The sequence below is a fragment of the Pseudoalteromonas sp. SR41-8 genome, assembly GCF_014163915.1.
Lineage (GTDB): Bacteria > Pseudomonadota > Gammaproteobacteria > Enterobacterales > Alteromonadaceae > Pseudoalteromonas > Pseudoalteromonas rhizosphaerae.
Genome location: NZ_JACJEE010000004.1, coordinates 128,961 through 141,346, shown reverse-complemented (window position 1 = coordinate 141,346; position 12,386 = coordinate 128,961). Strand labels below are relative to the sequence as shown.

General features: G+C 40.1%; 8 protein-coding genes. 5 read left to right on the top strand and 3 right to left on the bottom strand.

The genetic code is table 11. The annotated features are described in order from the left end of the window. The first annotated feature begins 11 nt into the window (after positions 1-11). Positions 12-500 carry a CinA family protein gene (locus H5162_RS04655; protein WP_145235284.1) on the top strand — a complete coding sequence of 163 codons (489 nt, stop codon included), beginning with the start codon at positions 12-14 and terminating at the stop codon, positions 498-500. A 68-nt stretch (positions 501-568) separates the two neighbouring features. Next, positions 569-1,615 carry a recombinase RecA gene (recA, locus tag H5162_RS04650; RefSeq protein ID WP_149982137.1) on the top strand — a complete coding sequence of 349 codons (1,047 nt, stop codon included), beginning with the start codon at positions 569-571 and terminating at the stop codon, positions 1,613-1,615. A gap of 97 nt (positions 1,616-1,712) precedes the next feature. On the opposite strand, the gene H5162_RS04645 is transcribed toward recA, so the two are convergent. Beyond that, positions 1,713-3,833 carry a TonB-dependent siderophore receptor gene (locus H5162_RS04645; RefSeq protein ID WP_182777806.1) on the bottom strand — a complete coding sequence of 707 codons (2,121 nt, stop codon included), beginning with the start codon at positions 3,831-3,833 and terminating at the stop codon, positions 1,713-1,715. A 156-nt stretch (positions 3,834-3,989) separates the two neighbouring features. Beyond that, entirely contained in the window at positions 3,990-5,153 is a 1,164-nt protein-coding gene (locus H5162_RS04640) for a DcaP family trimeric outer membrane transporter (RefSeq protein ID WP_145235291.1), read from the bottom strand. A 307-nt stretch (positions 5,154-5,460) separates the two neighbouring features. Here H5162_RS04640 and acs point away from each other — a divergent pair, with 307 nt between their 5' ends. Together acs and H5162_RS04630 are read left to right on the top strand one after the other, a co-directional pair. Next, complete coding sequence (gene acs, locus H5162_RS04635; protein ID WP_182731527.1) at positions 5,461-7,401, top strand: acetate--CoA ligase; 1,941 nt, start codon at positions 5,461-5,463, stop codon at positions 7,399-7,401. 97 nt (positions 7,402-7,498) lie between these two features. Next, entirely contained in the window at positions 7,499-8,152 is a 654-nt protein-coding gene (locus H5162_RS04630) for a response regulator transcription factor (RefSeq protein WP_145235295.1), read from the top strand. Between the two features lie 75 nt (positions 8,153-8,227). Here H5162_RS04630 and purU read toward each other — a convergent pair whose 3' ends face one another. Beyond that, complete coding sequence (purU, locus tag H5162_RS04625) at positions 8,228-9,058, bottom strand: formyltetrahydrofolate deformylase (RefSeq protein ID WP_145235297.1); 831 nt, start codon at positions 9,056-9,058, stop codon at positions 8,228-8,230. Between the two features lie 229 nt (positions 9,059-9,287). Here purU and H5162_RS04620 point away from each other — a divergent pair, with 229 nt between their 5' ends. Then, positions 9,288-12,185 carry a PKD domain-containing protein gene (locus H5162_RS04620; RefSeq protein WP_182777804.1) on the top strand — a complete coding sequence of 966 codons (2,898 nt, stop codon included), beginning with the start codon at positions 9,288-9,290 and terminating at the stop codon, positions 12,183-12,185. Positions 12,186-12,386: the final 201 nt, after the last annotated feature.

The window sequence follows — 12,386 nt, the reverse complement described above, 5'->3', positions numbered from 1 at the left end:
AAAGGCTGAATATGGAATTACATCAAGAGATTAAAACACTTGCTGCGCAGTTAGGCGCTATTTTAACGGATAAACGCTTATGGATCACTAGTGCTGAATCATGTACTGGTGGTGGAGTGAGTTATGCGTTAACAGATACCCCTGGCAGCTCGGCTTATATTGACCGTGCATTTGTAACATACAGTAATCAAGCTAAGCAGGATTTACTAGGGGTTACAGAGCAAACCTTAACTTTATACGGCGCAGTGAGTGAGCAAACTGTTTTGCAAATGGCCGCGGGTGCGTGTAAGGCCGCAGGGGCAGATATTTCGGTTGCAGTATCGGGGATTGCAGGTCCAGGTGGTGGCAGTACAGAAAAACCAGTAGGTTTAGTATGGTTTTGTATTCAAATTGGCGAGAAACAGTATCCGAGCCAACAGATATTCGCAGGCGATAGAGCGCAAGTTAGGTTGCAAGCTATTGTTTACTCATTAAAAACCATTATAGAAAAGATAAATTAATAAAATTAGCTTGATACTGTGATTTCATACAGTATACTTGTCTGTATTAGCCGGATTTGGAGAGTAAAATGAACGATAACAAACAAAAAGCGTTGGACGCTGCTTTATCTCAAATTGAACGTCAATTTGGTAAAGGCTCAATAATGAAATTGGGTGACAATAAAGCGTTAGATATTGATGCTATATCAACAGGCTCTCTGGGCATTGATATCGCATTAGGCATAGGTGGTTTACCTATGGGGCGTATTGTTGAGATTTATGGCCCTGAATCATCAGGTAAAACAACGCTAACATTACAAGTTATTGCTGAAGCACAAAAAGAAGGTAAAACCTGTGCTTTCGTTGATGCTGAGCATGCACTTGATCCAATTTATGCCCAAAAATTGGGTGTAAATATTGATGAGTTATTAGTTTCACAACCTGATACAGGTGAACAAGCACTTGAAATTTGTGACATGTTAGTACGCTCAAGCGCTGTTGATGTGGTTGTTGTCGATTCGGTTGCGGCATTAACACCGAAAGCTGAAATTGAAGGCGACATGGGTGATTCACACATGGGCCTACAAGCACGTTTAATGTCACAAGCATTACGTAAGCTAACTGGTAATATCAAACGTTCAAACACTTTATGTATTTTCATTAACCAAATCCGCATGAAAATTGGTGTTATGTTTGGTAACCCAGAAACCACTACTGGTGGTAACGCACTTAAATTTTACGCGTCAGTACGTTTAGATATTCGTCGTATCGGTTCTGTTAAAGAGGGCGACGAAGTGGTGGGTAACGAAACCCGCGTTAAAGTGGTGAAAAACAAAGTTGCTCCTCCGTTTAAGCAAGCTGAATTTATCATCATGTATGGTGAAGGCATCTCTAAGCATGGCGAGTTAATTGACTTAGGTGTTAAGCATAAGCTGGTTGAAAAAGCAGGTGCTTGGTATAGCTACAATGGTAGTAAAGTTGGTCAAGGTAAATCAAACTCAATTAAGTTCTTGAAAGAGAACCCTGAGATTTCTAACGAGATTGAAGGTAAATTGCGTGATATGTTGTTATTAAAAGCAACAATTAAGCCTGACGATATTGAAGACACAGTGTTAGCAGATGATGCTGAGCTTTAAAAGTATTTAATAAGCGCGATTTGACCCGCACTTAACATTAAAAAAGCCGCTAAATAATATTTAGCGGCTTTTTTGTATTTGTATTTTTGTTAGCGAGTTATAACTGCCAATTCACTGAGACAGTGAAGTTACGTGGTGCACCATAGTAGCCTTGCTCCCAATACAGGCTGTGGATGTATTTTTCATTGGTTACATTATTAATATTGAACGACAAACCGACATTATCCGTAATATCGTAAGTAGTCATAAGGTTTAAGATACCGAATGCATCTTGTTTGGTAACTGGAGTAACACCCAGTGCTGTAATTGGCTGAATGCGTTTAGTGTCATCTTGCCAGCGGTAATTTAAGCCAAATGTTAGCCCTTCAATCTCAGTCACTTTATGAGTGATGGCAAGTTTATACTGGTTTTTAGGGGTGTAATTCTTAACAAGCTCATCACCATCAATATTGATGGTGCTATAACTAAAACTAGTACTGAGGGTTTCAGTAATTTTACCGCTAAGCTCCACTTCAAAACCATCACTGTTAATACCATCAGCACCATAGTAACGGGTGTCATCAGGTTTTGAGCCTGGAATTGCAACCGCAAGGCCAACTTGCTTAGCATCAAAATAAGCAAGGGTAACAAACAGGTTACTGTCTAATAACTGTGCTTTTACGCCTATTTCACTGCTTTTACCTGTGATTGGATCGAGGTAATCACCATTGATCTCACGCTCAGTTTGCGGCACAAATGTTTCTGTGTAGCTGGCATACGCTGCTAGATCGTCGTTAATATCGTACACAGTGCCAAAATAAGGAATGGTTTTATCCGCATTTTTATCTTTGGCAACACCATACGACATACCTTTAGATTGCCAGTTAACTTGGCTAACACCGGCTAAAAAGCTGAGTGAGTCGGTAGCACGAATACGCGTAGAAATATAAGCAGAACGTTGTCTGTTAGTAACATCACCTCCGGTCAAACCATCCGTAAGCGTTGCCACTGGCGCTGCGCCATCCCAGCCACCAAGCTCTGGCATTGGAGGATAACCATTGCCTGTCGTGTTGTCATAAAGTGACTTATCATAATTATCCATATCAGCCTGGTTTACACCAAATGATAAATCATGCGCCATGCCGAATAAATCGAACTTACCCGCAACGTATAAATCAAAAATGTCGTGCTTGTCTTTATGGTCATACTCACTTGCATAACCCGTTAAGCCAAGGCCGGTTTCACGATCGGGAGTACCAAAAACGTAAAATAGCTCAGAATCTTGCTCATTTACTAAATGCGCGTAATTTGCTTTTAAAAACCAAGTATTAGTAATGTTTTGTTCAACTGAGACGAAAAGTTGCTCAGTAGAGTTATTCCAATATGACCAATCTGACGCTGTACTTGTCGATACATCAAAATTTGTTGCACTACCATCGCTATAATAAAGCGGTAATGCTCCCCAAAGCGGGCTGTCGGCATCTTTTTGTTGATTGACATAGTTTACCGATAAAGTCGTACTGTTGGTAAGCTGGCCTTCATAGGCAAGGTAATAAATGGTTTTGTCTTGTTCGTAGCGATCTAGGTATGAATCTGTTTTTTGTTTTGTAAACGCAACACGTACGGCCTGATTTTCAGTTAACGCCGTTGAGGCGTCGAGTTCCAAGCGTTTGTTACTCCATGAACCAAACGATGCAGAAGCGCTTACTTTTGTTTGATAAGTTGGCTTTTTAAGTACCATGTTAACGGTAGCTGACGGGTTACCTGCACCAGTCATCAAACCATTTGCGCCGCGAACAACTTCTACGCTTTCAAAAATAGAGGTATCAAGTGTACCTTGAATCGAGCCGTTATCTTGCGGGGTACCCATGCCATTTACTTGGAAGTTAGTAATTTCAAAACCACGGGCTTTAAAATATGTGCGATCTGTTTCTATTTGTTCAACAGTTACGCCTGGCGTGCTTTCTAGTACGGCATTAATATCATCGAGAGAGAAGTCGTCCATTAAGGCGCGCGATATAACAGAGATCGACTGCGGTGTTTCTTTAATTGTTAAGCCCAATTTGGTTGCTGACTGCGCATCTTCCGTAATGTAATTTTTATGGTGTTGTCCATACACAGCTATTTTTTCAAGGGATTCATGATTGTTATTTTCTTCGGTTGCGTGAACAACACCACTTATAGCTAGCGAAGTAAAAGCTGCTAATTTAGATAAACGTAAAAACTGCGGGGCAGACATGTGACATCCCATAAATTAAAAAGAAGTACGCAATTTAATCTAAATGCCAACGATTTGCAATTGCATTGTTGTGTTTTATTCGATAAAGAGTTTGATTTTGGAGTAATAAAAAAGCGGCCAAAGCCGCTTAAGGAAGTAATATAATTTAGTTTTAGCTTAGAACGCGTATTTAACTGAGAACTGCAGGCGATCTAAATCACCATCAACGCCACTTTCTGTTTCGCGTTCTGCATGCTTTAACTCAGCACCAAACGTTAAACGTTTAACTGGTGAGTATAAAATATTAGCGCTATAGCTTTGGCTAGATTCAGTTGGGTCACCGGTAATCGTAAGCAAATCAGTGTTATTGTCTGCTGAGAAGAACGAGTAAAGGAATGTTGAGCGCCATTGGTTATTCCAATTGTGCTGGTAAGCAATAAACCCTGATGTAGAGTCAATTGCATCTAGCTCATCACCATTAAGCACTGCACCATGCGCAACATTTAAGCCAACGTAACGACCTAAGCCTTTACCTTGGGTAAGCATAAATTTAACGTTGTCTTGGCCAACTTTAAACATACCTGATGCACTAATGCCAATTGATGTTTCATCAGCGTCAAGGCCGCCCACTTTATAAGTAAGTTGACGAGCAAGCGCTGCAACCACTAAGTTACCCCAATCAGCAGTATGTGTGTAACGTGCTGTGAAATCCGGTAATGATGCATCATCGGTTACAGCCATACCATTTGAAGTTGTAATTGTACTTTCAGGGTTTTCTAGCGAGAAAGACCATGCGCCAGTTGTGTATTTAACTTGTGCTTGGCGAACAAATACCGTGCCTTCAGCTGGACCTACAAAATCAAGAGTTTCAGGCAGTGCACCAACATTTTGGAAGTTTGACCATGTTTGACCAAACAACCAGCCGTCGTAAGAAATAAATGCGTGGCGAATACGTGGCGCGTATGAGTTAGATACGCGCTCATTACCGCCAGCAGCAGATGCTAAAAAGTCTATTTCGATTTTACTACTTATGGTTTTGCCGTTGTCTAGGAGTGTTGATGTGCCAAAATTAAAACGAGACTGACGTGCGTGCATATCAAATACAGCATCAGAGTTGTTGTCGGCACCGACTGTTAATGTACTTGGTACATAAAAGTCACGCCCTACATTTGTTCCTGCAGGCGCGCCAGCTGAATAATCACTCCACATTGCATCGAGTTTTATATAACCACCATAAGTAACATCAGTGCCACCAATGGTTGCGGCTTGTGCTGTAGCTGAGAGCGCGCACAATACGGCAGTGGCAGTAAGTGTTTTTAATACTGTTGATTTTGTTGTCATAGTCAAAGTCCTATTCGGGGCTGCTTGTTGCATCATGATACTTGTGTTGTGATACCACTTTTGATTAAGTATGCTTTTTACTCAATTACCTATTGGTCTATTAGACTAAGGTGGCAAGCTTGCTACCCTAGTTTAAACATATCATTAACATTTTGTATTAATAGCGTAAAATGATGAAATTTTAAAACAATTAGAGCGTTCAGTGAAATAAATCAAAGATAATACAACTAAGGTCTAATACTTTCGCCCGCTATGCTGGGTGATCCTTAAGATAGGCCTTAGGCAAGTAATTAAAATGGAGACGACTATGTCACAAAGTATCTATCCAGTTCCTGCACATATCAAGAATGCAGCCTTAGTTGATAACGATAAATATAATACACTTTACAAGCAATCTATTGATGATCCAGAAGGTTTTTGGGCAGAGCACGGTAAACGTCTCGATTGGTCAACACCTTTTACTAAAGTAAAAAATACCTCTTTTGATAAAGGCCATATCAGTATTAAATGGTATGAAGATGGCGAACTTAATGCTTCGTATAACTGTATTGACCGCCATCTGGCAACTAAAGCAGATAAAACGGCATTGATCTGGGAAGGCGACGATCCATCGCAAAGTGAACATATTTCTTATCAACAGCTGCATGACGAAGTGGCAAAATTTGCCAATGGTTTGAAAAAACTCGGTGTTAAAAAAGGCGATCGTATTGCTATTTACATGCCTATGTCACCGCAAGCTGTTTATGCAATGCAAGCATGTGCGCGTTTAGGTGCAATTCACTCGGTAGTCTTTGGTGGTTTCTCACCATCAGCAATTGCTGATCGTATTAAAGATTCTGGTGCTAAAATTGTTATTACTTCTGATGAAGGGCGTCGTGCAGGCAATACAGTGCCGCTTAAAGCAAATGTTGATGAAGCCGTTGCACAACAGTCGGTCACTACCATCGAACACGTTGTTGTACATCAGTTAACGGGTGGCGAGGTACAATGGCATGAACATGATGTATGGTGGCATGATTTAGTTGCTGATCAAGCCCCAGACTGTGCACCAGAGCCGATGAATGCAGAAGATCCACTCTTTATTCTTTACACTTCAGGTTCAACAGGTCAGCCTAAAGGGGTGGTTCATACGACTGGTGGTTATTTAGTATATGCATCGATGACTCACGAATATGTGTTTGATCTAAAAGAAGATGATATCTTTTGGTGTAGCGCCGATGTGGGCTGGATCACAGGTCACAGTTACATTGCTTACGGCCCATTAGTTAATGGTTGTACGCAAGTCTTATTTGAAGGTGTACCCACTTACCCAACCGCAGGACGTATGGGTGAAGTAGTCGATAAGCATAATGTTACAATTTTATACACAGCGCCAACGGCAATTCGTGCACTGATGGCCAAAGGCGATGAACCAACAGCGACCTCAAACCGCGATAGCCTACGTATTTTGGGCTCGGTGGGTGAGCCAATCAACCCAGAAGCATGGACTTGGTATTACGAAAACATGGGTAAAGGTAACTGCCCAATTGTTGATACTTGGTGGCAAACTGAAACTGGTGGCATCATGATCACACCTTTACCAGGTGCAATTGATATGAAGCCAGGTTCTGCAACCCGTCCATTCTTTGGTATTGCGCCAGCATTATTTGATGCTGAAGGTAATGCTCTGGAAGGCGCAGTTGATGGTAACTTAGTTATTCTTGATAGCTGGCCATCACAAGCTCGAACAGTTTATGGCGATCATGAACGTTTTGAACAAACTTACTTCTCTGCTTATCCGGGTGTGTACTTTACTGGAGACGGTTGTCGCCGTGATGAAGATGGTTACTACTGGATCACCGGCCGTGTTGATGATGTATTAAACGTATCAGGACATCGCTTAGGTACTGCCGAGATTGAGAGTGCACTGGTTGCTCACCCTGCGGTTGCCGAAGCTGCTGTAGTAGGTTACCCGCACGATATTAAAGGCCAAGGTATTTATGTTTACCTAACGCCAAACGAGGGTGTAACGGTCAGTGACGAATTAACCAAAGAGGTACGTAATTGGGTTCGTAAAGAGCTTAGCCCAATTGCATCGCCAGATATGATCCAATGGTCACCAGGTTTACCTAAAACCCGCTCAGGTAAGATCATGCGTCGTATTTTACGTAAGATCGCTGCAAATGAGCACGAGCAATTAGGTGATACCTCAACACTTGCAGACCCTGGTGTGGTTGATGAATTAATCGAGAACCGATTAAATCGTTAAATATGCGTTAAAAACTTGATTAGAAGTTGATTCTAAACGTAGTATATCGGCTGTCAGCTATTTGATAGATGGCAGCCGAATTCATTAGGAGTGAACCATGAGTCAGTTTTTAATAGCGGATGACCACCCGTTATTTCGCGAAGCACTAAAAGGGGCATTAACGGCAAAGTTTGATGGTTTAGAGGTTTTTGAATCTGAAAATTTTGAAACTACATTGCAAGTGCTTAGTGAACAAGAAGATTTAGATATCTTATTACTAGACCTACATATGCCTGGTAGTGGCGATTTATACGGCCTGATCCGCATTCGCGAAGATTACCCAAGTTTACCGATTGCCGTTGTCTCTGGCAGTGAAGATATCAATATTGTTTCAAAAGTTATGAGCTACGGGGCGATGGGATTCATTCCTAAGTCATCATCATCAGATGATATTGCCGGAGCAATTAATCAAATACTCGATGGCGATGTATGGCTACCACCTGAGCTTAAAGACAAAGTAGCGAGCGTTACCAATGAAGATAAAGAAATCGCCGCTCAAGTAGCCTCCCTTACCCCACAGCAATATAAAGTGCTGCAGTACTTGCACGAAGGTTTGTTGAATAAACAGATCGCTTATGAACTACATATTTCAGAAGCAACGATCAAAGCGCACATCACCGCGATATTCCGTAAGCTTGGAGTGTATAACCGCACGCAAGCGGTGTTGATAGCTGCAAAATTACAACTCGAACCTATCGAGCAAACACATTAAGTACAGTATAAAAGTGTCAATAATAATAAAAATAAAGAGGCGTTGCGCCTCTTCATTCTACTCTATTTCTAGAGCCTAGCTAAATACGACGGTTCTATTACCATTAATAAATAGCTTATGTTCTGATGCTAATTGCAGTGCCTTACAAAACACTGTTTTCTCTACATCTTTGCCCATTTTAGCCATCATTTCGGCAGTGTTTGCGTGGTTTACATGGGTGACGTCTTGCATAATAATCGGCCCTTCATCGAGCTCATTATTAACAAAATGCGCTGTTGCACCAATGATCTTAACTCCTCGTTCAAATGCCTGATGATATGGTTTTGCACCGATAAAAGCAGGTAAAAATGAATGATGAATATTGATAATTTTACCATCAAAGCGGCCTACAAATTCAGGACTTAAAATCCGCATATATTTGGCAAGGCCAATGATATCGGGATTGTAGCTGGCAATTAAGTCACCCACTTGCAGGTCGTGTTCAGCGCGTGATAGCCCTTCATGGCTGACCACATGAAACGGCACATCAAAGCCCTTCGCCAATGGCGCTAAGTCAGGATAATTAGCAATCACAGCCAATACTTCAATATTCAGTGCTTGCTCAAATTGCTTTAGCAATACGCCCCCTAAGCAGTGGGCTTCTTTAGTCGCTAGTAACACCACTTTAGTTTTCTCGTCAGTGTGCAGTGCTAATTGCGCGCCATCGGGTAACAAAGCTTGTAATTGATTTAAAAAATCTGGATCTGGTTGGCCCGTTAGTTCAGTGCGCATAAAAAAGCGCTGAGCATCTTTATCTACAAATTCATTATTGCGGGTAATATTTAAATTATGCTGATGACAAAGTCCGGTGATTTTCGCTATTAAGCCGACATCATCGGCACATTGCGTGGTTAGTATCGTGTTCATTTTTCCTCATTCTAATCCCGTGAACAGTGGCTCCATTATTTGTTAATTTGTCACAATAGCAAGGGCTTTATTGAGAAATTCAGTATTACCTAAATTGCTATAAGTGGAAAATAAAAAAATATTTTAATTTTGTGAGAAATTATTATACAGATTTCGTTATGGGTTATTTATTGTTCATTATCTTATTATCGTCAGGTAGACAAAATATAACAACGAAAGGGATAATTTTATGAATCTAATTAAATCAATGCTTGCGGCATCTATTTCGCTGGCTTTATTGTCTGGCTGTGAATCTGATTTTGTTGATCACCCTGATGAGCCTATAAATACCGCACCAGTTATTAGCGTAAGCGATACAGCAGTAGTTGAAAAACAAGCTATTTCAATCAGTGCCACAGTGCAAGATGAAGGCCCCGTTACTTATCTTTGGAGCCAAAATGCAGGGTTGTCAGTTGCATTAGAGAACACCAATACAGGGACTGTTAGCTTTATTGCGCCAAGTGTTAGCGAAGATAAAAAAATATCTTTAAATTTAACTGTTACAGACAGTGAAGGTTTAACGAGTGAAAAAAATGTTGTAGTTGATATTCAACAGCAGCTGGTTAAATTATCACTGGAAGGCATAGCAACAGATTCCCCCTTAATTGACGCGGCTATAAAAGCCAAAATAGGATCGCAAGAGTTCACGACAACGACAAATAGCGATGGTTATTATAGCTTAGAGTTAGCACTTGACGATGATGCTGATATGAGTCAATTGGTGACAATTGAAGCACAGGGTAAAGAGCAACAACAAGCCGCTTTGTTGCAGTCACGACTAATGAGCTTTGCAAGCTTGAAAACGAAAGCGGGCGATGACGCTGTACTTACTAATGACGAAGACTTTTCGGTAAATATTACTAATCTAACCACAGCAAAGTCGGCGCTTTTGGCGCGAGAAAATTTATTCGTAGACATTAAAAGCGAGCAAGACTTGAAACGCTTGTCGAATGAGATTAGTGCTGATGAGCTCGTTAAGGTTGCTACGGCTATAAAAGTTATTTTGGACAAATCAACGAGCAATGAATTATTTGCTTTACCCGAGGGAGTAAATAATGTTTTAGAGCTGGCTTTAGATAATGAAAAAATGACTCAGTATATTAAAAAAGTGGAGCAAACGCCCGAGTTTAGCCAGGCCCAAGAAGAAATGCTAGCTGATGAGAAGGTTGTTCAGTCTACAAAGACTAATAACATTAAAACTTTTTACTATAATCGTGGCAATTTATCTATTAATCAAGTTATTGAATTAGATAACGACGGCACTGGTCGTTACCTTCTTCAAAATTATGATGGTCGCTTCGACTGGATATATCAAAACGATGTGTATACCTTAAATAATCCTGAAGGTTTTTATGCTTATCAGACTACTGCTGATATTGAAATTGATGGTGAAACAAAGCGGGTTCGCCAAGAGGTTACTACTTATAAAGCAGAGCTAAAGTTAATTGCGGCAACTGAAAATGGTTTTTTAGTCAAAGAAACTGAGTATAAAAATGTAGAGTACCCAGATGGTGAGTTAGAAAATTATCAACTCACTAACGAGTCTATCCTTAAAGTATTCAGTCAAAATGAGCAAGTTGATTTTACCTTCGCGCAAACTCAAAACCCTATTGCATTGCCTGCACCGCATATTTTCGTTGATCAAGTATCTCTTGGTGCGATTACGTTAATGTTAAATGACGATGGAACAGGTGCTGTTTCAGAGCTTGGAAATACGCCTATTACTTGGCGAATGATAGAAGATAATAACAAACAGTCATTACATATCACACTGAGTGATTACGATAATGAAACAATACTATTTAGGCAATTAACAAGTGATGGTGATATTGCAACGTTTGCTGCATTTAGTGAATTTGACGGAATTAAAAATGCGAGTGTAGGTACTGGCAGCATTATCGACGAATCAGAGACATTCAATATTGCAACAATCCCTGGAATATATAGCTACAACTTTGATGGTAAGAGTTTAGATGAGTTTTGGTTTGAGCTTTGGCCTGATGGCAAAGCTATTTCGATGAGTGTGAACGACAGCAATGAGGATGGGCAATTATCAGTTGCTGAAAGTCGAATTTATGCTGGTAACTGGCATCTTGATGATGACATTCTTACAATAACGCGAAACCTAAATGGACGAGATGATTGTTACTACGTTGAGCAAGATCCTAATTGCTGGTTGTGGAATACTCGGCAATGGAAGCTAATTGAACAGATCGAAGATACTATTTATGTAAATAACATGCATCAATTTACCTATAGCCAAGGTGAGGAACCAAGAGAGAAAACGTTCGATAATCGCAAGTTTAATCGAGCAACTGAGCGGCCTATTTCGTCTCCACTACCTGATGAAATTTTACAACAGATAGGCTATCAGCCCCCTGTTTCTTTGACTGGCCTAATTAGCCCTAATAACTACTTGGGTAAGCGTTTGTATTTTACAGATCATGATTATAAAGTGGAAGGCGAGCTTGGTTATTTTCAATTTGATGACAATAACTCATTTCAATATTATCAAGATAACAACCTATCAACAGGGACTTACCAGATATTTTCTGATAATCAATTAATATTACGCGATGGTTCATCATTAATGTATGGGGCTAATTATAGTTTATTAATTGGCTCGAGTAATGTGGTAATTGCTACTTTTGAAGAGCATATTTGGCCGCATTTTACTAGCGAAAACGATGCCAAAGAATACATGAGTATTGTTGCCGACAATAAACCAGTAAGTAACGTCGAACATTTAATCGGGCGCGATATATATATGGTTGACCGAGATCAAGATGATCAGTGGGTGGTTAGTTATTTGAAGTTTGATGAAGATAAAATCACAATTTATAGTGATGAAAGTTTCACAACCATTAATACAGAGCTTGATTACAGTGTTGATGACACAGGCATGATTAGCTTCCCTGATGATCAAAATACAATGTACTTATCGTTAGTGACTGATGAGTTTAATATTATTATTACTAATGATGTAGGAAATAGCAGTAAAGATTTTAACTATTTCTTATTTGATCAGCAAAAAGCAAAAGATTTTGTTAACAACACAAATGCATTAAGAGAAAGCGCACAGCGTTAACTCCACTTACAATCTTTTAGTTTTAACAAAAATAAAGCGCGATAATTTTTATCGCGCTTTTATTCGTTTTAGTGGCCTGCAAAATTACCGTCGCAGAGATTTTATATCACGTAAAATGTGTAAATGTTAGGTTATAAGGCCGACGCGGGGTAAACCCTTAAAAGAACGGGGGTAAACCCGCTGTTATGGTGTTGTATGGAG

Excerpts from the sequence above, each read along its gene's own strand:
- H5162_RS04655 (WP_145235284.1), top strand. The coding sequence starts at position 12 with ATGGAATTACATCAAGAGATTAAAACACTTGCTGCGCAGTTAGGCGCT.
- recA (WP_149982137.1), top strand. The coding sequence starts at position 569 with ATGAACGATAACAAACAAAAAGCGTTGGACGCTGCTTTATCTCAAATT.
- H5162_RS04645 (WP_182777806.1), bottom strand. The coding sequence starts at position 3,833 with ATGTCTGCCCCGCAGTTTTTACGTTTATCTAAATTAGCAGCTTTTACT.
- H5162_RS04640 (WP_145235291.1), bottom strand. The coding sequence starts at position 5,153 with ATGACAACAAAATCAACAGTATTAAAAACACTTACTGCCACTGCCGTA.
- acs (WP_182731527.1), top strand. The coding sequence starts at position 5,461 with ATGTCACAAAGTATCTATCCAGTTCCTGCACATATCAAGAATGCAGCC.
- H5162_RS04630 (WP_145235295.1), top strand. The coding sequence starts at position 7,499 with ATGAGTCAGTTTTTAATAGCGGATGACCACCCGTTATTTCGCGAAGCA.
- purU (WP_145235297.1), bottom strand. The coding sequence starts at position 9,058 with ATGAACACGATACTAACCACGCAATGTGCCGATGATGTCGGCTTAATA.
- H5162_RS04620 (WP_182777804.1), top strand. The coding sequence starts at position 9,288 with ATGAATCTAATTAAATCAATGCTTGCGGCATCTATTTCGCTGGCTTTA.